At 64.8% G+C, this 23,062-nt stretch carries 19 protein-coding genes and 1 pseudogene; 5 read left to right on the forward strand and 15 right to left on the reverse strand.

Going from position 1 to position 23,062, the window contains the following annotated elements; genetic code table 11:
• Window positions 1–63: 63 nt before the first annotated feature.
• Both BMY84_RS02930 and cysS read right to left on the reverse strand, forming a co-directional pair.
• A complete protein-coding gene (locus tag BMY84_RS02930) occupies window positions 64–3,003 on the reverse strand; it encodes a CHAT domain-containing protein (protein ID WP_093080333.1) in 2,940 nt (979 codons plus the stop codon).
• A gap of 93 nt (window positions 3,004–3,096) precedes the next feature.
• Entirely contained in the window at window positions 3,097–4,611 is a 1,515-nt protein-coding gene (gene cysS, locus BMY84_RS02935) for a cysteine--tRNA ligase (RefSeq protein ID WP_093080336.1), read from the reverse strand.
• 99 nt (window positions 4,612–4,710) lie between these two features.
• Between cysS and BMY84_RS02940 the strand changes: the two genes are divergently transcribed.
• The 3 genes from BMY84_RS02940 to BMY84_RS02950 all read left to right on the forward strand — a co-directional run bounded on the left by BMY84_RS02940 (window position 4,711) and on the right by BMY84_RS02950 (window position 6,735).
• Window positions 4,711–5,475: a MerR family transcriptional regulator gene (locus BMY84_RS02940; protein ID WP_093080340.1), complete on the forward strand. Its 765-nt coding sequence runs from the start codon at window positions 4,711–4,713 to the stop codon at window positions 5,473–5,475.
• 256 nt (window positions 5,476–5,731) lie between these two features.
• On the forward strand, window positions 5,732–6,442 hold the full coding sequence (locus BMY84_RS02945; RefSeq protein WP_093080343.1) for a Bax inhibitor-1/YccA family protein: 711 nt from the start codon (window positions 5,732–5,734) through the stop codon (window positions 6,440–6,442).
• Complete coding sequence (locus BMY84_RS02950; protein ID WP_093080347.1) at window positions 6,442–6,735, forward strand: TFIIB-type zinc ribbon-containing protein; 294 nt, start codon at window positions 6,442–6,444, stop codon at window positions 6,733–6,735. Before BMY84_RS02945 ends, BMY84_RS02950 begins: the two co-directional genes overlap by 1 nt.
• Before the next feature lie 140 nt (window positions 6,736–6,875).
• Here the strand turns inward: BMY84_RS02950 and BMY84_RS02955 are convergent, their stop codons facing one another.
• The 7 genes from BMY84_RS02955 to BMY84_RS02980 form a co-directional block, all read right to left on the reverse strand.
• On the reverse strand, window positions 6,876–7,169 hold the full coding sequence (locus BMY84_RS02955; RefSeq protein WP_093080350.1) for a GIY-YIG nuclease family protein: 294 nt from the start codon (window positions 7,167–7,169) through the stop codon (window positions 6,876–6,878).
• 60 nt (window positions 7,170–7,229) lie between these two features.
• Window positions 7,230–7,541, reverse strand: a complete 312-nt coding sequence (locus BMY84_RS28980) for a hypothetical protein (RefSeq protein ID WP_143074970.1) — start codon at window positions 7,539–7,541, stop codon at window positions 7,230–7,232.
• Window positions 7,523–10,306: a DNA polymerase I gene (gene polA / locus BMY84_RS02960; protein WP_093080353.1), complete on the reverse strand. Its 2,784-nt coding sequence runs from the start codon at window positions 10,304–10,306 to the stop codon at window positions 7,523–7,525. Before polA ends, BMY84_RS28980 begins: the two co-directional genes overlap by 19 nt.
• A gap of 40 nt (window positions 10,307–10,346) precedes the next feature.
• Window positions 10,347–11,072 carry an anti-sigma factor family protein gene (locus BMY84_RS02965; RefSeq protein ID WP_093080356.1) on the reverse strand — a complete coding sequence of 242 codons (726 nt, stop codon included), beginning with the start codon at window positions 11,070–11,072 and terminating at the stop codon, window positions 10,347–10,349.
• Window positions 11,062–11,580 (reverse strand): sigma-70 family RNA polymerase sigma factor, encoded by a 519-nt coding sequence (locus BMY84_RS02970; protein WP_093080359.1) that lies wholly within the window; start codon window positions 11,578–11,580, stop codon window positions 11,062–11,064. Before BMY84_RS02970 ends, BMY84_RS02965 begins: the two co-directional genes overlap by 11 nt.
• Window positions 11,581–11,586: 6 nt before the next feature.
• Window positions 11,587–12,840 (reverse strand): glycosyltransferase family 4 protein, encoded by a 1,254-nt coding sequence (locus tag BMY84_RS02975; RefSeq protein ID WP_093080362.1) that lies wholly within the window; start codon window positions 12,838–12,840, stop codon window positions 11,587–11,589.
• 189 nt (window positions 12,841–13,029) lie between these two features.
• A complete protein-coding gene (locus BMY84_RS02980) occupies window positions 13,030–14,118 on the reverse strand; it encodes an FUSC family protein (protein ID WP_093080364.1) in 1,089 nt (362 codons plus the stop codon).
• A gap of 106 nt (window positions 14,119–14,224) precedes the next feature.
• Between BMY84_RS02980 and BMY84_RS02985 the strand changes: the two genes are divergently transcribed.
• Window positions 14,225–15,037 (forward strand): transporter, encoded by an 813-nt coding sequence (locus tag BMY84_RS02985; protein WP_093080367.1) that lies wholly within the window; start codon window positions 14,225–14,227, stop codon window positions 15,035–15,037.
• 214 nt (window positions 15,038–15,251) lie between these two features.
• Here the strand turns inward: BMY84_RS02985 and BMY84_RS02990 are convergent, their stop codons facing one another.
• On the reverse strand, window positions 15,252–16,400 hold the full coding sequence (locus tag BMY84_RS02990; RefSeq protein WP_093080370.1) for a serine hydrolase: 1,149 nt from the start codon (window positions 16,398–16,400) through the stop codon (window positions 15,252–15,254).
• Between the two features lie 184 nt (window positions 16,401–16,584).
• Between BMY84_RS02990 and BMY84_RS02995 the strand changes: the two genes are divergently transcribed.
• Window positions 16,585–17,415, forward strand: a complete 831-nt coding sequence (locus BMY84_RS02995) for an alpha/beta fold hydrolase (RefSeq protein WP_093081663.1) — start codon at window positions 16,585–16,587, stop codon at window positions 17,413–17,415.
• Between the two features lie 120 nt (window positions 17,416–17,535).
• On the opposite strand, the gene nadB is transcribed toward BMY84_RS02995, so the two are convergent.
• From nadB to purM, 5 genes and pseudogenes are all read right to left on the reverse strand, one after another.
• A complete protein-coding gene (gene nadB, locus BMY84_RS03000; RefSeq protein WP_093080373.1) occupies window positions 17,536–19,140 on the reverse strand; it encodes an L-aspartate oxidase in 1,605 nt (534 codons plus the stop codon).
• A 136-nt stretch (window positions 19,141–19,276) separates the two neighbouring features.
• Window positions 19,277–19,615, reverse strand: a pseudogene (locus BMY84_RS03005) (endonuclease domain-containing protein); the annotation flags it as partial.
• Window positions 19,612–20,541 carry an ABC transporter ATP-binding protein gene (locus BMY84_RS03010; protein ID WP_093080375.1) on the reverse strand — a complete coding sequence of 310 codons (930 nt, stop codon included), beginning with the start codon at window positions 20,539–20,541 and terminating at the stop codon, window positions 19,612–19,614. The gene BMY84_RS03010 and the pseudogene BMY84_RS03005, both read right to left, overlap by 4 nt.
• A 268-nt stretch (window positions 20,542–20,809) precedes the next feature.
• Window positions 20,810–21,760 carry a phosphoribosylglycinamide formyltransferase gene (gene purN / locus BMY84_RS03015; RefSeq protein WP_093080379.1) on the reverse strand — a complete coding sequence of 317 codons (951 nt, stop codon included), beginning with the start codon at window positions 21,758–21,760 and terminating at the stop codon, window positions 20,810–20,812.
• A 102-nt stretch (window positions 21,761–21,862) separates the two neighbouring features.
• On the reverse strand, window positions 21,863–22,957 hold the full coding sequence (gene purM, locus BMY84_RS03020) for a phosphoribosylformylglycinamidine cyclo-ligase (protein ID WP_093080382.1): 1,095 nt from the start codon (window positions 22,955–22,957) through the stop codon (window positions 21,863–21,865).
• Window positions 22,958–23,062: the final 105 nt, after the last annotated feature.

The following is a 23,062-nucleotide window of genomic DNA, read 5'->3' on the forward strand; positions in this document are numbered from 1 at the left end:
CCTCGCTCCGGATCATCGGCTTTCCGTTCACGGAAACCTATAAGGACTATCCCGGATGCGGGATCATCGACCCATCAGGATGAACGGCGCCCAGATATAGGGCTGCGCCGCATTGTCCTGCTTCGACCGGATCAGCTTCAGCATCGCCCGCTGCAACGCAACCGCACGGGGCAGTCCGCGATTGGCGCCCTTGACCGTCTCCAGCGTCACGAACGCGCTGGCATCGTCCCGCACCGGCCAGTGCGACACCAGCAGTGATCCCGCGCCGGCATAGCGGAACGCCTGCGCCAGCCCGGAATAGGCCGCCGCCTGCGCATCATTGCCCGCCGCGGTGTTGCAGGCGGACAGAATCACCCAGTCCGCGCCGATCCGCATAGACGCGACCTCCGATGCGGTCAGCAGGCCATCTTCATCGGCGTTGGCGGCGGCCGGAGGTGACAGGACCAGCGCCGGTTCGGTCACGCCCTCCATCTCGCCACTCACAAGCCCATGAGTCGCGAACAGGATCACGCCATAGGCAGACAGGTCCTGCGCCCTCAGCCCCCCTTCGCTGGCATCCGCGCCGACCAGCAATGTCGCATGGTCCGCACCGAAACGCCGGGCGACCGCCTGCAACTCGTTCAGCGATCCGGGCAGGGCAGGCAGTTCGGACAGGGCATGCGCATCCGCGCCGCCGTTGCGGAAATAATGATTGGCCGCGAGCAGAGCATTGCCACCGCGTGAAACCGGGGCGGACACGGCGCTGGCGAAGGACTGTGGCGCGCCGATGCCCAGGAAACGCTGGTCGCGTGTCGCGATCCGGGTGCGCTTGTCGGCATCGATGGCAAAGCCGGGCTGCACCTCGATCGCGAAGCGGTGGATCAGCCAGGGCGTGCGGCGATCCACCTTCGCCACGGGGCGCTGCGGCAACATGGCGAAGGGCAGGGAGGCAAAGGCCCCCGTTGGCACGATCCGCAACATCGGGGCTTTGCCCAGCGCCGCCACTATGCCGGGCGTGAAAATCTGGTCATACAGTGTCTGCGCCGCTGCCTGATCGAACCCCACCGGCGTCAGCGACAGGCGCAGTCGGTTGACCAGCGACACCATGGCCGCGCGGTCCAGCTTTGCCCGCTCGATCCTTGTGCCATTGGCGCTCACCGCCAGCAGGTAGACGCCATCAAAGGCCGGCATCACTGCCAGCAGCGCCTGATCCTTGCCGAGGCCAGCCCGCAACGCCGACAGGTCGGGTCGCTCGCCACCCCGTACCTCGACCCAGCGGGGATAGGCGCGGGCGATGGCAGCGCGCTCTGCCTCGACATCGGCCGCCACCGCTGCCCGTGCGGCGCGCGCTTCCGTCACGCCGCTGTCCACGGCCAGCGCCTTCAGCAAGTCCCGGTCCGCCGCTTCCAGCGCCTTGCCCTTGTCCTGTAGCGCGCGAACCCGGCCGGCCAGCACTGGATCGGCCACCAACCGCTGCGCGACCAGACGATTGGCCTGCGCGATGCGCGATCCCGCCAGCACGGCCATCGCATCCAGTGCGAGTGCGCTATCCTGCGTCTCCGCCGCAACCGCCAGCAGCGTATCCAGAGCGGAGCGCTGATCTTCCGTCAGTTCGCCATTGTCGTTCATCGTTGCGCCATCGCGCACCACCCCGGCCAGTCGCCGGGCATTTTCGCTCAGAGCCGTGTGATCCGGCGTCGTCCAGGACGCCAGCATCGCCGCCTGCGCCAGCGGGAAGGCAGGCGCATTGTCCAGTTGCTGCGTTTCTGCGGCAAAGGCGGTAGCGGCGGTACGCGCCCGATCCGTCTGGCCTGCCGCGATCAGCGCCGGGATCAGATAGGGATAGACCCGCTGGCCGATCTCGCGATCCTTGTCCGATTCGGCATGGACCCGCGCCAGCGCGCTCTCCAGCCGCTCTATCCCTTGTTCGCGCTGTCCTTCGGCCAGTTCCGCCGATGCGGCGAAGGCCAGTGCGCGGGCCGATTGTGGACTGCTGTCACCCTCGATCTTGCGAAAGCCGCGTTCGGCCTCCAGAAATAGCGGCTCGGCATCGGCATAGCGTTCCAGCGGCAGCAGCACCGATCCCAGATTTTGCAAGCCGAACTGGAAATAGAGGCTGTCGGTCCCCACCGTCTCGCGCTTGATGGCGATGGCGCGTTGCAGATAGTCCAGACTTTCCGCGCGCCGCCCGGTGCGCGACAGCAGCAGGCCCAGCGCCTCCAGCGCACGGGCATAGCTTGGATGTTTGCGGTCGACATGGTCGGTCGCCTTGTCCACCGCCAGCCGGGCGTAGACTTCCGCCTCCGCGTCGCGGTCCGCGCGCTGGAGCATCTGCGCATAGCCATAATAGGAACCGATCGTGTCCGCGCTGTCCGGCCCGGCCGCCGCGATCCGCGCTTCCATACTGGCTTTCTGCGCCTCGACCGCTTCGCTATTCCGCCCCAGTCGGGTCAGCGCCTGCGCATGGGAAAAGGCGATGTTGGACCGCAGCATCTGCGTATCCTTGTCGAGCTTGTCGACCGGCGTCCGGGCGATATAGCCATCCATATAATGGCTCGCCTGCGCCAGCGTGTCGGCGCCGCCCGGCACGTCGCCCAGCGCGATCTGGACATAGGCCTTGACCGACAGCCCCTGCATCCAGGCGATCGGATAAGCGTCGGCAAAGGGCGCCAGCAGCGCCAACCCCTCGTTCGACCGGGTCAGCGCATCGGGATTTTTGCCGTCGATCTGATCCATGGCGGCCAGGTTGACCAGCGCCACGCCGGCCAGCGGATGCGCCTTTCCATTCACCTTGGTTCGGATCGCAGCCGCATGCAGGCGCAACCAGGCGTCGCGCGTCTTCTGCGACATGGACAGCGCATAATCATCGCTATTGTAGAGGTCGAACGCCTGCGTTTCCAGCCGGTGCAGCCGGGCATGGCGCGGATCGGTAGCGGAAAAGGCGACCGGCGCAGCGATCACCTTTGCAGGCGTGGCAATAGCCAGCGCCAGCAGGACAGCCGATCGGTAAGCGGAAAGACTCATCGCGCCCCCACCATCTATCGACCCGAATATGTTGTCGGCCGGACGCAGGCAGGCGTCAAGTGAAGCATGGGTCAGCCCCCCGCCGTTACGATATCAGGCCAGCGTCAGGCGCCAGTCCCAGCGCAACGGATCGCCGTCCATCACCTCCACACCACGCGCAATCAGGGCATCGCGAATCTCGTCCGACAGGGCGAAATCCTTTTCCGCGCGGGCGGCGGTGCGGCGTTCCAGTTCGGCCTCGATCTCCTCCGGCGTGATCTGCGCATCCTTGGGCTGGACGCGCAGGTCGGCGCGGCTCAGCGTCAGCAGGTTGAGGCCCAGCGCAGAATCGAAGGCGGCGATCAGGCACAGCTTCTCGTCCACCGGCACCTTCTTCATGCCAATGACCTCTTCCAGCAGCGGCAGTGCGCGCGGTGTCATCAGATCGTCGGCGATCGCGGCATCGAACTGCTCCAGCAGCGGCGCCAGCTTGGGGTGCAGATTGGCCCGCAGATAGTCGATGCGCGGCGATTGCCAGGTCACGCCCTCGGCTCGCGCCTTCAGACCTTCCACGCCCATGACCAGCCGCTTGAGCCGCGTCAGCGCTGCCGCCAGATTCTCCGCGCTGAACTCCAGTTCGCTGCGATAATGGGCGCCAAGGCACAGCAGGCGGTAGGCGATCGGATGCACGCCCGCGTCGATCAGGCTGAACAACGTGGTGAAGCCGCCCTTGGATTTGCTCATCTTCCCCTGGCGATCGACGAGGAAATTATTGTGCATCCACCAGCGCGCACCAGTGAAGCCCGCCGCCGCCACATCGGGTTCGCCGCAGCAGCTATGGAAGGCCTGATTTTGGGCGATCTCGTTCGGGTGGTGAATCTCGCGATGGTCGATGCCGCCAGTATGAATGTCGAACGGCTGGCCAAGGCGGGCCTGCGACATGACGGAGCATTCCAGATGCCAGCCCGGTGCGCCCTTGCCCCAGGGGCTGTCCCATTCCATCTGGCGCTGCTCGCCCGGCGGCGACTTGCGCCAGATCGCGAAGTCGGATGCGTTGCGCTTGCCTGCGACCGGATCGATCCGGGCGTGCGCCGCATCGTCCCGCCCGCCGGCCAGCGCGCCATAATCGGGGACGGTTGTGCTGTCGAAATAGAGGCCGCTCTCCAGCTCATAGCAATGGTCGGGCGCGATCTTCTCTGCAAATGCGATCATCTGCGGCACATAGTCGGTCGCGACGGTCCATTCGCTGGGCGCCATGATGTTGAGCGCGGCGACATTCGACTTGAACGCTTCGGTATAATGGGCGGCGATATCCCAGATGCTCTTCGCGCTCGCCCGCGCGGCGGCTTCCATCTTGTCATCACCGGCGTCGGCATCGCTGGTCAGATGGCCGACATCGGTGATGTTGATGATCTGGGTGACGCTCAGCCCCTTCCACAACAATGTCCGGCGCAGCGTGTCGACGAACACATAGGCGCGCAGGTTTCCGATATGGGCATAATTATAGACGGTCGGGCCGCAGCTATAGACGCGCGCATGATTATCCTCGATCGGCGCGAACGGCTCGATCGTGCGGGTCAGGCTGTTGAACAGGCGCAGCGGCGCGGGGATATGCTGGTCGTCGGACATGATGGCCAGCCATGTCGTCAGAAGGGCCGGGCGTCAACAGCGCGCATAAGGCAAAAAAGCGCTTGAACTTGACCCAGCGTCAACCGCTATCCCGGCTCCATGACCGATCTGATGGATATCGCCGCCGTCGCCCGCCTGACCGGCCTGACCAGTCGGGCGCTGCGTTTCTACGAAGGGCGCGGCCTTGTCGCGCCGTTGCGCACCGCTTCGGGGCGGCGGCTGTTCGGCCGGGACGAACTGGCCCGGCTGCACCGGATCATCACGCTGAAACGGGCCGGTTTCAGCCTGTCCCAGATTGAACGACTATTGAACGACCGGCCGGTCGATCTGGCGCCGCTGCTGCGTGCGCAGATCGCCGTGCTGGACGAACAGGCGCAGGGGCTGGTGCAAGCGCGCGCCCATCTCGCCACCGCCTTGTCCCGCATCGACCGTGGCGAGCCGCTCGATGCCGCGACCCTTTGCTCGCTGATCCGAACCGGAGATATCGATATGGATCAGGAAAAATGGAAGACTGTGACCGACCGTTATATGAGCGCGCAGGCGGAAGCGGATTTCGCCGATGCGCAGGGGGCCTTGCCCGCCAATTTCGATCAGGCGGCCTATGGAGCGCAATGGGCGGACCTGACCGCCCGTATCGTCGAAGCGCTGCCGCTAGACCCGGCGTCGGCGCAGGCCGGGGCCTTCTATGACGAATGGCAGGCGCTGCTGGCACCCTTCATGGCGGTGGCGACGCCTGCCATGACGCAGGGAGTGACGCAGCTTTACGACAATATCGATGAATGGCAGGCCGAACAGACCCCGCCTTTCTCCGCCGATGTCTGGGCCTTCATCAAGGCGGTGGGGCAGGCGCGCAAGGCCGGATGATGTGGGGGATCGGCCGCAATTGTAATAAAATGTTGCGGGCGGGCCGATCCCTTGCAGGCGGCCTTTGGTCATCCGATATTGCTGGAGCGGCCCGGGCCCCTCTGGCGACATGGATCTCCCCCTTGATCCTGTTGCGATGTCGGACCGCATCGAGTGCGCTCGGTGCAGGTTTTGCGGTCAAAAGCCCCCTCTCAGGACCGCAGGACACTGCGCCGGGCCACTCGAATCACATTTGATGATGGAGTGAGTGTTTCTCATGAATAATCCCGTTCGCACGCCGGGCTATGGTGCCAGCCAGACGGCGCAGACCGATGCCGGCCTGCGCGCGCACATGCTCGGCGTCTTCCGCAATATGGGTATCGGCCTGGTCATTACCGGGCTGGTCGCCGCCTTGGTCGGCAACACCCCGGCGCTGGCCGCCGCCATCTATGGCACGCCCCTGAAGTGGGTCGCGATCTTTGCGCCGCTGGCCTTCGTCTTCTTCTTCAGCTTCCGCATGGAGCAGATGAGCACCTCGGGCGCCCGTACCGCCTTCTACGCCTTCGCCGCCGTGATGGGCGTGTCGCTGGGCAGCGTCTTCCTCGTCTTCACCGGCGGCAGCATCGCGCAGGCCTTCTTCTCGGCCGCGGTGATGTTTCTCGCCATGGCGCTGTGGGGCTACACCACTCAGCGCGACCTGACGAAGATGGGCAGCTTCCTGATCATGGGCTTGATCGGCATCATGGTGGCCAGTCTGATCAACATCTTCATCGGCTCGTCGGCGATGGCGATGGTCATCTCGATCATCGGCGTGGTGGTCTTCACCGGCCTCACTGCCTGGGACGTGCAGCGCATCAAGTCGGAATATTTCTACTATGCCGGCCATGAGGTTGCCGGGAAGATGCAGGTGATGGGCGCGCTGTCGCTTTACCTGAACTTCGTCAACCTGTTCCAGATGCTGCTCAGCCTGACGGGCGAACGCGAATAATGCGCGATCAGGCCGCCGTGTCGGCGATGCTCTGCCCGGTCTGTCATGTCGGTTTGGCAATGACGGACCGGCAAGGTGTCGAAATCGACTATTGCCCGCAATGCAGGGGCGTTTGGCTCGACCGGGGCGAACTGGACAAGATCATCGAACGATCGGCGCAGGCAAGCGGGGCGGCTCCGCAACCCGCGCCGTTTGCGCAGCAGAGTTACCGGCCAGATCGCGACTATCGCGACGACGGGCGCGGCTACCCGAAGAAGCGCAAGAAGAGCTTTCTGGAAGAGCTGTTCGATTGACAAAAAGGCCGGCCCCGATGGGGCCGGCCTTTTCCGTTGCCGTAAAGAGAAGAGAGATTTCAGCGTTCGCTGGTGTGATGGGTGGGGATGGGCGATCCTCTCGCTCTCGTCATGCCAGCGAAGGCTGGCATCTCCCTTCCTCAGTCCAGATGCAGCGTGTCGAACAGGTCGACCCATTTCGGGTTGATGCTTTCGACCAAATTGATCTTCCAGTCGCGTTTCCACGCCTTCACGGCTTTTTCGCGGGTGATCGCGTCCATGATCGTTGCGTGCCGTTCGGCATAGACCAGTCGGTCGAGCCGATAGCGGCGGCAGAAATCGGAACCGGTTCCGTCGCGATGCTGCATGGCGCGGTGCGGCAGGCTGGCCGTTACGCCGATATACATCACGCCATAGGCGCGGTTCGTCATGATATAGACCCAGCCGCCGCTCATTTGGCGAGGATGTGTCAAAAGGCAGTGAGATGCCAGCCTTCGCTGGCATGACGGGAGTTTTTACGTGGGTGTCGCTTGCAAACGTGAGCGCACCTCTTCGGGCACGTTAACCCAAAGAGTGCTGGGCTGTAATTTAAGCTGGATACCATATTCGTCGACAGCAGCAGCCAAGATTTGAGAAAACCATTGGTCAACACTCAATTTGCGAGGAATAGGGCTATGCAATCGCCTTTTTGATTTATCCCAATACACTTCCATAGCGGCCCGATAAATATGATCGAAGCTGGTTTGGGTAGGGCAGATGTAAATTCTGCCTTCTGCATCGATCCCAACTTCCTCGATCTCCTCAATCCTCAATGCGCCGCGCCCCAACTCGGCCCCGTTCCGATCTCCACGCCCAGTGGGACGCTCAGTTTCACGATCGGTTCGGCGGACGTTTCCATCACCTGCCGGATGACCGCGCTGGCCGCGTCCACATCGCCTTCGGGTAGTTCGAACACGAGTTCGTCATGCACTTGCAGCAGCATCCTGACGTTGGGCAGGCCCGCCGCCTCCAGCGCCGGTCCCATGCGTGCCATCGCCCGCTTGATGATGTCCGCGCTGGTGCCCTGAATCGGCGCGTTGATCGCGGCGCGTTCGGCACCCTGCCGTTCGTGCTGGACCGATGCCTTGATGCGCGGGAACCAGGTTTTCCGGCCGAACAGCGTTTCGGTATAGCCGCGTTCCCGGACCTTCTCGATCGTCTCGTTGATATAGATGCTGATGCCGGGGAAGCGCTCATAATAGCGGCTGATCATGTCCTGCGCCTCGTCCGCGCTGATTTCCAGCCGACCGGCCAGCCCCCAGCGCGAAATGCCATAGAGGATGGCGAAGTTGATCGTCTTCGCCCGGCCGCGCGTATCGCGATTGACCTCGCCGAACAATTCCTGCGCGGTGCGGTTGTGAATGTCCTCGCCCGCCTCGAACGCTTCTTTCAGGGCCGGCACATCGGCCATATGCGCTGCCAGCCGCAGTTCGATCTGGCTATAGTCCGCCGCCAGGATGACATTGCCCGGTTCCGCGACGAAGGCATGGCGGATCTGACGGCCGACTTCGGTGCGGATCGGGATATTCTGGAGGTTCGGGTCGGTCGAGGACAGACGGCCGGTCTGTGCACCGGTCAGCGAGTAGCTGGTATGGACGCGGCCCGTATCCTTGTTGATCTGCGCCTGAAGCGCGTCGGTGTAAGTGGATTTGAGCTTCGATAGCTGCCGCCATTCCAGCACCTTGCCGGCGATCGGCGCGCCTTGGGCGGCCAGCTGTTCCAGGATGGTGACGTCGGTCGAGTAAGCGCCCGACTTGCCCTTCTTGCCACCCTTGTAACCCATCTTGTCGAACAGGATCGCGCCAAGCTGCTGGGTGGAGCCGATGGCGAAGGGTTGCCCTGCAATCTCGTGGATTTCCGTTTCCAGCGCCGCGATGCCGGCGGTGAACTCGGCCGACAGGCGGGACAGATGCTCGCGATCGACCTTGATCCCCTGATGCTCCATGCCTGCGATCACGCCGACCAGCGGGCGGTCGACCAGTTCATAGACGCGGTTCGCGCCCTCATTGGCGACGCGCGTCTTGAACCGCTTCCACAGGCGCAGCGTGACATCGGCATCCTCGGCCGCATATTCGGTGGCGCGGGGCAGGGGGACTTCGGCGAAACTGATCTGGCTCTTGCCGGTGCCGACCACTTCCTTGAAGCTGATGCATGTATGATTGAGGTGGGTCTTCGCCGCTTCGTCCATGCCATGACCGGCGAGGCTCTGCCCGGCGTCAAGGTCGAAGCTCATGACGATCGTGTCGTCATAAGGTGCGATCTCGATGCCATGACGGCGCAGGACGGTCATGTCATATTTCAGATTCTGGCCAATCTTGAGGATGGAGTCATCCTCCAGCAGCGGCTTCAGCTTCGTGATGACCAGTGCCTTGTCCAGTTGCTCCGGCCGCTCGGCAAACATGTCGGTGCCGCCATGGCCGACCGGGATGTAGCAGGCCTTGTTCGGCCCGGTGGCCAGGCTGATGCCGACCAGTTGGCAGGACACGGCGTCCAGCATGTCCGTCTCGGTATCGACGGCCACCAGACCCTCGGCATAAGCTGCGGCGATCCAGCGATCGATCGCGTCTTCGGTCACGACCGTCTCGTAGAGGCTGCGATCGATCGCGGGTTCTTCGGCAGGTGCCGGTGCGGTGGGGGCGATTGCCACGCTTGTCGTGGCTGTCGCTGCCACAGCGACGGCAGCGGCAGGCGCGCCGAGCCGGTTGAGCAGCGTCTTGAAACCATGATGCGACAGGAATTCCTGCAAGGGTTCCTTGGGAATGCCCTTGAGTGTCAGATCGTCCAGCGGTTCGGGCAGGTCCATACTGTCATGCAGCGCCACCAGCCGCCGCGACAGTCGCGCCATGTCGGCATGGGCGATGAGGTTTTCCTGCATCTTCGACTTCTTCATCGAAGGGGCCGCCTCCAGCGCGGCCTCCAGCGATCCATATTCGGTGATCAGCTTCGCCGCGGTCTTCGGCCCGATGCCGGGGATGCCGGGGACGTTATCCACGCTGTCGCCCATCAGCGCGAGGACGTCGCCCAGTTGCTCGGGCTGCACGCCGAACTTGCCGACCACATAGTCAGCGCCGCGGCGCTCATTCTTCATCGTGTCGTACATGTCGACGCCGGGTTGGATCAGCTGCATCAGATCCTTGTCGGAGCTGACGATGGTGACATGCCATCCCGCGCGCACGGCGGCCTGGGTATAGCTGGCGATGATGTCGTCGGCCTCGAACCCGGCTTCCTCGATACAGGGGAGGGAGAAGGCGCGGGTCGCGTCGCGGATCATCGGGAATTGCGGGACCAGATCCTCCGGTGCGGGTGGACGGTTCGCCTTATACTGGTCGTACATGTCGTTGCGGAAAGTGTGCGATCCCTTGTCCAGCACGACCGCCAGATGCGTCGGTCCCTCCGCCTTGCCCAGTTCCTCGGCGAGTTTCCACAGCATCGTCGTATAGCCATAGACCGCGCCGACCGGCTGGCCATGCTGGTTGGTGAGCGGGGGAAGCTGATGATAGGCGCGGAAGATATAGCCGCTGCCGTCGACGAGGTAGAGATGATTCTGGGTCATGGAGAGAGCGATAGCCCGTTATGACGGCCCTCTCCAGCCTTCAGGACCAGTCGCGCGTCAATGCCTCCGCCGTGGCGTCCATCAGGCGCGGTTCGCCGCTGCCGGTCAGTGCATAGGACATGTCGCCGCGCCGCCAATAGGCGACCGATTCCGCGCCTTCCTGCACCGCGTCGGGCCGCTCGGGCGCCCGGCTGCGATCGCGCAGGGCAAAGAGCGAGAAATTCTGTCCCCCCTCCGTCTTGACCGCGATCACCAGCGCCGGACCGCGTTCGGTGGGGAAGAGCTGGACGTCGGTCACGCGCCAGTCGTCGGGCAGATGCGGCATGGCGATCTTGGTGTTAAAGGCGATTTCGCGCGCGTCGTAGCGGGGTGTTTCCACCTGCGACACCATGGCCGCGCGCATCATCGCGATGCGGTGCGAATTGACCGCATAGTCGACATAGTCGGGCGGACCGGAGGGACGCAGGAATACGAACGCCAGCCCGGCGGCTGCCGCGAGCGGGGCGACCAGAGGCAGGGCGCGGCGCCAGCGTGGTCGGATGGGCATTGCCTGCAACCGGACGGCGCTGTCGAGCATGGACTGTAGCGGACTGTCCGGCTGCGGCGTCATCAGCCGAAGCGCGCTGCGGGTCGACAGGTCGGCCATGACCTGCGCCGCCTGATCGGGATGGCGGGACAGATGCGTCTCCACCACGAAGCGGCGGGGCAGGTCCAGCTGATCATCGACATAGGCGTCGATCTCCAGCGCGTTCACATCATTGGTCATCCTGTCCTCCCACAATCCGCAGGCGCGGCCCTGTCCCATTGTTTTCGCGCAGCGCGGCGCGTGCCCGCGACAGGCGCGACATCACCGTGCCGATCGGCACGCTCAGCACATCGGCCGCCTGTTGATAACTCATCCCCTCGATCGCGGTGAGGTGCAGCACGGCGCGCTGGGCGTCGGGCAGGGCGGCAAAGCCCCGCGCAATCTCCGCCAGTCGCACATGCTCCTCCTGCTGCGGATCGATGCTGGACGTCAGACTCTCAGCAAAACGGTCGTTGCGCCGGGCTTCGGCCGCCTGTCGCCGCTTGCCCGATACGAAGACATTATGGACGATCGCCAGCAGCCACCGGGTGCGGCTGCGTTCGGGCTGATAGGTTGCCTTGCGCTCGATCGCGCGGAGCAGGGCGTCCTGCACGACATCGTCGGCATCCACATCGTCACGGGCCAGGACGCGCGCATAGCGGCGCATCGCCAGCAGGTCCGCTTCCATGTCGTGCCGGTCGTCCATCATCGTCGCTTATCCCGTGCCGGTGCGGGGCGGGCAAGCGGCAAGCCGTCGGGACGATGGCTGACGCGGCAGAAGACCGGCATAAGCCTGCACCACGGCATCCAGCACATCCTCCCACCGATATACCGATGCTGCCTGCGCCGCCGCCTGCCGCATCGCGGCCAGCCGGTCCGGATGGCGCATCAGGGCGATGGCGGCGTCGGCATAGGCGGTGGCATCGGCGGGCGGCAGCAACAGGCCGGTGCGGTCGTGGTCGATCAGGGCGCTGGCACTCGGCACATCGGCCGACAGCACCGCAAGGCCGGAGGCCATCGCCTCCAGATTGACGTTGCCGAACGCTTCGGTGACGCTGGGGTTGATCAGCAGGTCGGCGCTGGCCACCGCCCGGCCCAGATCGGTGCCGCTCTGATGTCCCAGGAAGGTGGCGTTGGGGAGGCGCTGGGCCAGCCAGCCGCGCGCCGGTCCTTCGCCCACGATCAGCGGGCGGACATGATGGCCCTGCGCCCGGATCGCGGCGATCGCATCGGCAAAGATGCCAAGGCCTTTCTCCAGCACCAGCCGCCCGAAGAAGAGCGGGACGATATCGCCTTCTTCATAGCCATGGGCGGCGCGGAAGGCGGGATCGCGCAGGACAGGCGAAAAGCCATGGGGATCGATCCCCCGGCTCCAGATCGAAACCCTGTCCGCGCCATGGCGGGCCGCCATCTCGTCCCGGATCGGCGGGGTCGGCGCCAGGATCAGGTCCGCGTCGCCATAGAAGCGATCGAGATAGCGTTCCATCGTCCCGCGCAGGAAGGACAGGCGATAATAGTCCAGATAGGTTTCGAACCGGGTATGCAGGCTGGCGACGACGGGAATGCCGCGTGACCGGCCATAATGTTGCGCCTGCCGCCCCAGCCGGTCGGGGCAGGACAAATGAATGATGTCTGGCGCGAAGGCCTCCAGATCGCGCCGGACCCCGCGCGTCAGGCCGATCGCGACCCGATATTCCGGGCGGCCCGGAATGGCGAGCGAGGGCACCGATCGAACATCGCCGATCGACTGGAAAGCGGGCAAAGGCGCGGTCGGCGAATAGATGCGTACCGCCATCCCGGCACGATGCAGCAAATGCCCCACCAGCCGGTTGAGCGCCCGGTTGGCGCCATCCTGCACGCAATCATAATTGCCGGAAAACAGCGCGACACGGATCGGTCGACGGCCGGACCGGTCGGGGCGCAGGGGGACGATATTCTGGTCGGTCGGGAACGGGCTATGGGCATTCATGACCGGCTTACGCTTGCCGGGGGTGGTTTATTCCCTGCGAAAGCCAGCGACGAAAATAGGATTTGCGCCGCTTAACTTCGCATGTTTCCCGCGGTTTCTGACATTTTGTTGCGCTGCCTTGATCCTATCGGAAAGGGGCGATGTTCAAGGTCGGGCGCGATTATGACGATGGGAGAGGGGATAGGATAGTTATACGCCGCCCGCTTCGTCCTGTGGCGGGATCGCCGGCTCCATCGGCCGTCGCACGCCCAGCGCATGGCCGATCAGCAGCACCGGCAGCAGCACGCCGATCCCCACGAAGATGGCCATCAGCCGTTCGAGCGCGGGTTCCAGCCCGACGGCGTCATAGCGATCGGGCACCAAAGTCACCAGCACGGCCAGCGTGAATTGCGTGCCCACATAGCGATGGGCCGGGTCGCCATTTTCCAGATGGCGGCCCAGCGTCACGCCGATCAAAGTGCCGATCAGCAGCAGCGCGGGCGAACCGTTCGCGGCGAAGAGGAAGGTGGCGGCAAAGAGTGCGCCGACGCCGCAGCCGATGATCCGCTGAAGGATGCGGCGGCTGACCGGCGCCAGCCCGCTATGGCCGATACCGGTGATCGGCAGGACCATCACCGCCATCACCATGATCGCCCCCTGCGCCAGCGCGGGCAGGCGGAAAGCCGCGCCCAGCGCCACCAGCAGGGCCAGCGCGACCCCGGCCTGACAGGCGTGGCGGAAAGCATCGCGGTGCCATCGCGCGCTGGGCGGCGGCGGCGCGGGCGGGGCGGGCCAGCGCCGCCGCAGGGTGAGCGTGGACAACAGGCTGACGACCAGACAGGCGGCGATGCCGGCGATCGTTTCCAATATGCGGGTCTGGACGAAATCGCGCAGCGCGATATCGGGATGCTCCAGCTTGTCGAGCATCACCATGGCGAAGGTCAGGCCGAAGAAGAGCCAGGCATAGGAACGGCGCGAGGTGATCGCGGCATAGAGGCTGACCGTGCCCACCAGCATCATCGCCAGCGCGGCCAGCGGCCAGCCGGGCAATATGACCGGCGCCGCCGCCAGCGCCAGCCCGCCGCCCGCCACCGTGCCGACGATGCGCAGCGCCCCGCGCATCAGCGTTTCGGTCACATGGCCGCGCATCACCATATAGCCGGCAAAGGCGGCCCAGGAGACATGATGCGCGCCCAGCAGATGCGCGAACAGGATCGCCAGCAGCACCGACGCGGCGCATTCCGCCTCGTCAATCGTGCGCGGCGTCACCCGATCCAGCAGCTTTGTGCCTGATGCCATGGCTTTCCATGCCGCACGGCGGAGCGGATTGCCAGCCTGTGACGGAACAAGCGGCCGTGTCGATTATTTCCGATCCGTTTCCGGGCTGTTTGTGGGAGGGGCGGATATGAAGGCGGCGCGTATCGTGGCGGTTCTGGCGGCATTATTTTCCGTTCCGGCTCTTGCCCAGCCACAGGAAGCGACGGGGCGTGACCTTTGTGCGGATCGGCCCGGCCTCGGCACGCCAGCCTGTACGGTGGAGCCGGGGCATATGGTCTTCGAAGTCGGGCTGGGCGACTGGACGCGCGCGAGCGATGCGCAGACCCGCACCGACACGGTCGAGGCGGGCGACATGCTGCTGCGGGTCGGGTTGACCGACGATCTGGAGGCGCAATGGGGCTGGACCGCCTATGGGCATGTGCGCACGCGCGACCGGCTGGGCGGCGCGGTCGACCGGATGGATGGCGTGGGGGACATGACGGTGGCGCTGCGGCGGAACCTGCATAATCCGGACGGATCGGGCTTTTCGGTCGCCCTGATGCCCTATGCCAGCCTGCCGGTCGGCGGGCAGGCGATCGGCGCGGGGGATTGGGGCGCGGGCCTGCTACTGCCGGTCAGTTTCGATCTGGGCCATGGCCTGTCGCTGGGTCTGACGCCGGAGGTCGATGCGGCGGTGGACGAAGATGGCGATGGGCGCCATCTGGCCTTTGGCAGTGTTATCGGGCTGGACGTGGCGCTGGGCGATACCCTGTCGGCGACGATCGAAACCTCGCTGATGCGGGATGATGATCCGGGGGACCATGAAACGCAGGCATTGAGCGGACTGGCGCTGGCCTGGCAGCCGAGCGACGCCATGCAGTTCGACATCGGTGTCGCGATCGGCCTGAACAGCGCCAGCCCCGACAGTGAGGTCTATCTGGGGCTGGCGCGGCGGTTTTAGGGATGTGCGGTGGAGTGTGCAGCGCCGAATCTGAATTACACTCCGTTCGTCCTGAGTAGCCGCTGAGCGAAGTCGAAGCGGTGTATCGAAGGATTGATTGGGCACGCCAGACCCTTCGATACGGGCCTTCGACAAGCTCAGTCCCTACTCAGGGCGAACGGGTATTATTTGAAACGCGCTGCGCCAGCGCACGTCGCTCAACCCACCCGCCTCATCACCGTTCGTGGTTGGCCGCGACCGCCTTGGCCACGCCCTGCATCAATGCCCAGCGTTCGGGGATCGACACGGTGGTCGATCCGATCATCACCGCGACGGCATAGCTGGTGCCGTCCGGCGCGGTCATGATGCCGACATCATTATAGCCGGTGGAGCGTGGCGGCAGATCCTGCCCGGTGCCGGTTTTGTGCAGATAATGCCAGCCCGGCGGCATCCCGCCCTTGATCCGCTGTGGCCCGGTCTTGGCTTCCGACATGATCGACAGCAGCAGGCGGGACGAGGCGCTGGACAGCATCTCATTCTGTTTCAGCTTCGCCAGCGCCTGTACGATCGAGGCAGGGGCGGCGCCGTCTGGCGGATTGGCCAGATAATTGTCGAGCGCCTTCACCCGCACGCTCATCGGCAACTTGGCGCGGGCGGCGTAGAAATTGCGGCCGATCGAATAATCCTGCCGCCAGTCGAGGCCGGCCGTCGCCGACTGCAACAGCCGTTCGCCGGGGCCAAAGCGGATATCCTTGATCATCCGCCGGGCCAGAAAGCCGCGCACCGCATCCGGCCCGCCGACCGCGCGCAGCAGCGTGTCGTTGGCAGTATTGTCGCTTTGCGTCATCGCCCGGCGCATCAGGTCGGAATAGCTGCTGGTCCAGCCGCCATTTTGCGCGACCAGCGCGGCGGTCGGCTGATGGAACAGGGTCAGGTCGTTGCGGGTGATCGTAGTCGTGTCGGCCAGCCGCAGCTTGCCCCGGTCGACCGCGTCGAGGAAGGTCATCGACACCCAGAGTTTTGACACGCTCTGCTGCGGGAACAGGGCATTGCCGTTCCAGGCGACGGTCCAGTCGGAGCCAATGCGGCGGACCGCTATGCCCACCTTGCCCCGGAAGCTCTGCCCCAGATTGCGCACGACATTGACCAGCGCGGGCGGGGGCGCTTCATGCTGATCGACGGCCTGATAGGGCAAGGGCGGGTTGGCGACCGGGCGGATCGGCCAGGTGTTGGTGGTGGGTTGCGGACGGCCGGGCGCCGGCTTTTGCGGCTTCGCGGCGGCGGCCTCTGCCCGGCGCGGTTCGGGCGCACCCACGCAGGCGGACAATGCCGCCATCAACAGGACCAGGCGCGCTGATCCGCCCCGGCTTTTATTCGATGTCATCCGCGTCCCCGCACTCTTTACAAGCCATAAGGCGCGGCCCGGCCCATATCCGGCAAGGGGCCTGCGACGAATGATTCCACAAATGCGATGTAAGGAGAATGAACGAGGCACCGTTCGGGTTCGGCGGGATGTGCGCTCAGTTGCGGTTCAGCGGCGGACGGGCAATAGCGGCGGCATGATCGGGATGATGGACAGACGGACATGGCTGCTGGGTGCGGCGGCTGTGGGAATGATGGCGGGCGGTGGTGTGGCATCGGCCGCGCCGTTCGCATCGCGCCGGATTGCGATGACGGTGCGGGGGCAGGGGCGCGATGTCCTGCTGGTCCCCGGTCTGGCGAGCGGGCCGGGCATCTGGAACGGCGTGGTCGGGGCCTTGCCGGGCTATCGCTATCATCTGGTCCATGTGCGCGGTTTTGCAGGCCTGGCGCCCGAAGCGAACGCCAGCGGCACGCTGCTGCAACCGATCGCCGACGAGATTGCCCGCTATGTGCAGGGCGCCGGGTTGAAGCGTCCGGCTATTGTCGGCCATTCGATGGGTGGCACGCTGGCGATGCTGCTGGGGCTCAAGGGGCTGGCGAGCCGGGTCATGGTGGTCGACATGCTGCCGGCCGGTGCGGCGATGGTGGGCGGCACGGCAAACGGCATGGGCTTTCTGGCCGATCAGCTGAGCGGCTATTTCACCGGAACGGCGGCGGGGCGGCGCTATCTGGCGCAGATGGTCGGCCAGATGCCCGGCGCGCAGGGCAGCGATCCCGATGTCATCGCCAATGCGCTGCGCGATCTGGCCAATGTCGACCTCGGCCCGCAACTGGCACGGCTGACGGTGCCGCTGGAGGTGGTCTATGCGGTAGGATCGGACATGCAGCAGGCCGCCGCCATCACCAGTCGCTTCCGCGCCGACTATGCGGGGAAGAAGGATGCACGGCTGCGGGCGATCGGCCCCAGCGGCCATCTGGTGATGGCGGACCAGCCCGCCCGTTTCACCGCGACGCTCAGGGATTTTCTGACCATTTGACACCGGTCAAAGCGGGCGCGGGCGCAGGCACCTAGGGAAGAGATCCCGGATGCGCTTGCAGCGCGTCCCTCCTCCACCTCATGGCGCGGCGTCCAATACCCCGGACGACCGCGCCTTTTTTTATGGCGCCAGCACCGTGTCCACTGCCCGGTCCAGCGTTTCGGGATAGTCGAGCGTGTAATGCAGCCCCCGGCTTTCCTTGCGATGGAGAGCAGAGCGGACGACGAGGCGGGCGACTTCCAGCAGGTTGCGCAGTTCGATGAGGTCGGGGGTGACGCGGAAATTGCCGTAATATTCATCGACTTCCTTCGCCAGCAGATCGATGCGGTGTTGGGCGCGCTCCAGCCGCTTTGTGGTGCGGACGATGCCGACATAGTCCCACATGAAGCGGCGGATTTCCTTCCAGTTATGCTGGACGATGACTTCCTCGTCGCCATTGGTGACGCGGCTTTCGTCCCAGGGGCGGATCGGCGGGGGCGGGGGCAGGCTGTCCCAGTTGGCGCGGATATGCTTGGCCGCCGCCTCGCCGAAGACGAAACATTCCAGCAGCGAGTTGGACGCGAGGCGATTGGCGCCGTGCAGGCCGCTTTCGCTGACTTCGCCGGCGGCATAGAGGCCGGGCAGGTCGGTGCGGCCGTCCAGATCGATCACCACGCCGCCACAGGTATAATGTTGCGCGGGGACGACCGGGATCGGTTCCTTGGTTATGTCGATGTCGAGATCGAGCAGTCGCGCATAGATGGTGGGGAAGTGGTGCTTCACGAATTCCGGGTCTTTGTGGCTGATGTCCAGATGGACATAGTCCAGCCCCAGGCGCTTGATTTCATGGTCGATGGCGCGGGCCACCACATCGCGCGGGGCAAGTTCGCCACGGGAATCGAAGCGGGGCATGAAGCGCTCGCCGCCGCCGGCCACGCCGGGGGGGAGTTTCAGATGGCCGCCTTCGCCGCGCACGGCCTCTGTGATCAGGAAATTCTTGATCTCCAGATCATAGAGGCAGGTCGGGTGGAACTGGTTCATCTCCATGTTCGACACGCGGCAGCCCGCGCGCCAGGCCATGGCGATGCCGTCTCCGGTCGCGCCGCGCGGGGCTGTGGAGAAGAGATAGGTGCGGCCCGCTCCGCCCGTACATAGGATCGTCGCCCGGCCCAGAATCGCGTCGACATGGCCGGTCGCCCGGTTGAAGGCATAGACGCCCCAGACATGGCCGTCGCCGGAATAGCGCTCGCCATGGCGGGAGGTGATCAGGTCGATCGCGACCATATCCTCCATCAGGGTGATGTTGGGATTGGCGCGGGCGGCCTTGAGCAGGGCAACCTGCACCGCATGGCCGGTGGCGTCATCGACATGGACGATGCGGCGGTGGCTATGGCCGCCCTCGCGGGTCAGGTGCCAGCGTTCGCCAAATTCCTCGCCGCCGTTGAAGGGGACGCCGAGGTCGGCCAGCCGATCGATCGCGGCGGGGGCTTCGGAAACGACGAACTCGACCGTCTCCAGATTGTTGAGACCGGCGCCCGCGACCATCGTGTCATGGACATGTGCCTCGAAACTGTCACCAGCGTCGAGTACGGCGGCAATGCCGCCCTGCGCCCAGTTGGTGGAGCCACCGTCGAGCGCGCCCTTGGCCAGCACCAGCACCTTGCGATCCTGCGCGAGGTTGATGGCGGCCGTCAGCCCCGCCGCGCCGGAACCGATGATGACGATGTCGTGGGTGGTGGTGGGCATATACTACTTTCTCCCCTCCCGCTTGCGTTGGCCGGAGGCACGTGACTCCGGCCAAGGGCCGGGGGTGGGCCTGCGCAAGGGTGGTCTGGATGTGCGTTACAACGCCTTCGAGATTCGCCATCACATCAGCATTGGAAAATCGCAAGATTTGATAGCCATGAGAGGCGCAATATTCCGTGCGCCGCATGTCATAGTCCGTCTGGTGATCGTGGCTTGCGCCGTCGAGTTCGATGATGAGGTTCAGTTCCCGGCACAGGAAGTCGGCGAAATAAGGGCCGACGGGCATCTGGCGGCTGAACTTGTAGCCGATTTTCTTGCCGCGAAGTTGTTGCCATAGAAGACGTTCGGGTGCTGGGGCTGCGTTGCGTAGGGCTTTGGCGCGCGTGGTGTCGCGCGGTTTGAAAGGTTGCGCTGGCCCACCCCCTAACCCCCTCCCGCTTGCGGGAGGGGGAACAGGTGGCGCCTCGTCCTTCACTCCGCCGCCGCGGTCAAATTGAGGAAGACATCCTCCAGATCCGGGTCGCGCGTTACCACGTCGACGATGGCAAGGCCGCTGGCCTGCACGGCGCTGAGCACCTGCCCGGCATTGGCGCGGTCCTTCATATAGGTGATGGTCAGCGTGCGTTCGCCTGACAGTTCGACCTTTTCGAAACAGGGCGCGTCAGGGGCGACGGTCACGTCGCGGTCGACCGTGACCTGCACCACCTTTTCCTGCGCCATCGCCAGCAATTCGCGGGTCGGCTTGTCGGTGATGACCTGTCCATGGTTGATGATGCCGATGCGGTCGCACAGCTGCTCGGCCTCCTCCAGATAATGGGTGGTCAGCACGATCGTCACGCCCATGGCATTGAGTTCGCGGACATATTCCCACAATTGCTGGCGCAGTTGCACGTCGACGCCGGCTGTCGGTTCGTCCAGCACCAGAATTGGCGGCGAATGCACCATCGCCTTGGCCACCAGCAGGCGGCGCTTCATGCCGCCCGACAGGGTGCGGGCATAGGCGTTCGCCTTGTCCTCCAGATGGACGGCGCGCAGCAACTCCATCGAGCGGCGCCTGTCCTTGGGCACGCCATAGAAGCCGGCCTGATTTTCCAGCGTTTCGAACGGGGTGAAGAAGGGGTCGAAGACGATTTCCTGCGGCACGATGCCGATGCTGTTCTTCGCGTTGCGCGGATGCGCGTCGATATCGAAGCCCCAGATGCTGACATCGCCGGCCGTCTTGTTCACCATGCCGGCCAGAATGTTGATCGTGGTCGACTTGCCCGCGCCATTGGGGCCGAGCAGCCCGTAAATCTGGCCGCGCGGGATGGTGAGATTGATCCCGTCGAGCGCGCGCTTGCCGCCCTTATAGACTTTGGTGAGGTTGCGGATCTCGATTGCGGCTTGTGGAGCGTCGGTCATGGCTGATCTCTATGGGGATCGACGGCGGGGAAGGGAAGGGATCGGCGGCGTAAGCAATAAAAATCTGTTTACGCGGTGCCCCAGAGGCAGGCAGGGGATGCGTAACCCCTCCCAGTCCCCGCCTGACAAAGGGCGAAGAAGATTTCGCGCAGAGGCGCAGAGGCCGCAGAGCCAGAAGGACTGCTCCTCTGCGATCTCTGCGCCTCTGCGCGAACAAATTTATGGGCCGTCGGCAGGTGCGATAAATAGCGGTTGAGCGCCCGCTCCCTCAAAACTGATCGGCGATATCCATCAGGCCGAGCAGCTTTTTCGGTGCGATCTGGCGCCAGCTGGAGCGGAGGCGGTCGGCGATATGGTCCCAGTCGGTGTCGCCCAGGTCGAGGCGGATGCCGACCCAGTCGGTGCCGAAATAGGCCGGGCGGTAATAGCGTTCGGGGTCGGCCTCCATCAGGGTTGCCTGTTCTTCCGGCGCGGTGGTTTTCACCAGCACGGCGATGATGCCGTCGCCATGATGGTCGCGGGTGAAATAAGCGAACTTCTTGCCCTTCACGATGCCGAAACAGGGCATGCCGTGCGAGACGATCTCGTCGGCCTGCGGCAAAGCGAGGGCGGCTTCGCGGACCTTGTTCAGCAGCCAGTCGGGTTGCCGTTCGCGGGTGACGAAATCGGCCAGCGTGCGGGAATAAAGCTGATGCTCGGCGATCAGGATGCGGGCGGCGAGGCTGTCTTCGGTGTCGCCGGGCAGGATCGCGACGGGCGTCTGGCCCAGCACCGGGCCGTCATCCAGTTCGGCCGTGACGATATGGACCGAGCAGCCGGCATGGCTGTCGCCCGCGTCGATGGCGCGCTGGTGGGTGTCGAGGCCCTTATATTTGGGGAGCAGGCTGGGGTGGATGTTGAGCATTCGACCTTCCCAGCCCGACACGAATTCGGGCGAGAGCAGGCGCATATAGCCGGCGAGCGCGACATAATGGGCACCGGCCTCGCGCAGTTGCGCGTCGATGATCTGGTCGAACTCGGCGCGCTTGAGGCCCTTGTGGCTCTGGCCGAAGGTCGCGATGCCTTCTGCGGCGGCAAGGGCGAGGCCCGGCGCTTCGGGGTCGTTGGCGGCGACCAGCACGATCTCATAGGGGCAGTCGTCGGCCTTGGCCGCATAGAGCAAAGCCGCCATGTTCGAGCCACGGCCGGAAATCAGGACGCCGACTTTTGCTTTGGCCATTTCAAAACTCCGTTCGGGCTGAGCCTGTCGAAGCCCTGCTCTTTCTATAAAGAGAAGTACGGCCCTTCGACAGGCTCAGGGCGAACGGAAAATTTTGATTGCTTAACCCAGATGCGTGGCGGACCAGTCGGCCTTGGCGCTCCAGGTCTCGGCGCTGCCCTTGACGGTGCAACCCTTTTCGCCTTCTTCCACCGCGCCGATACGGAACACGGTTTCGCCCGCATCCTCCAGCGATTTCGTCACGGCGGCGACATGGGCTTCGTCCACAGCCAGCACCATGCCGACGCCGCAGTTGAAGGTGCGGGCCATTTCCTGCGGCTCGATATTGCCCTGCGCCTGGAGGAAGGCCATCAGGCGCGGCTGTTCCCACGCATCGGCATCGACCGTGGCATGGGCGCCGTCGGGCAGGACGCGGGGGATATTTTCCAGCAGGCCGCCGCCGGTGATATGGGCCAGCGCATTGATCATGCCGGCGCGGACCAGCGGCAGCAGGCTCTTCACGTAAATCTTCGTGGGGGCCATCAGCGCGTCGATCAGCAGCACTTCATTGTCGAAGATCGCCGGACGGTCGAGCTTCCAGCCCTTGTCGGTGGCGAGGCGGCGGACCAGCGAGAAGCCGTTCGAATGCACGCCCGAGGAGGCGAGGCCGATCAGCACGTCGCCGGCCTTCACCCGGTTGCCGGTCAGTGCCTTGCTGCGTTCCACCGCGCCCACGCAGAAGCCGGCCAGGTCATAGTCGCCATCGCTGTACATGCCGGGCATTTCGGCGGTTTCGCCACCGATCAGCGCGCAGCCGGCCATGCGGCAGCCCTCGGCAATCCCGGCGATGACTCGCTCGGCCACGCCCGACTCCAGCTTGCCGGTGGCATAATAGTCGAGGAAGAAGAGCGGCTCTGCGCCCTGCACGATCAGGTCGTTGGCGCACATGGCGACCAGGTCGATGCCCACGCCGTCATGGCGGTCATGGTCGATCGCCAGCTTCAGCTTGGTGCCGACGCCATCATTGGCCGCGACCAGCAACGGGTCGTCATAGCCCGCGGCCTTGAGGTCGAAAAAGCCGCCAAAACCGCCCAGTTCAGCGTCGGCGCCGGGGCGGCGGGTGGCCTTGGCCAGCGGGGCGATGGCACGGACAAGGGCGTTGCCGGCGGCGATGTCGACGCCAGCCTTGGCGTAGCTGTAGGATTCGTTGTCGCTCATGAGGCTGCGCTCTACGGTCGAAACGGTCGAATGTCGAGTTTCGCGCCGCCCTAACCCATATCTCCGTTCTTCCTCGTCCAGGAACCCATGGCTTCACCATCGACG

The organism is Sphingobium sp. AP50, assembly GCF_900109095.1.
Taxonomy (GTDB): Bacteria; Pseudomonadota; Alphaproteobacteria; order Sphingomonadales; family Sphingomonadaceae; genus Sphingobium.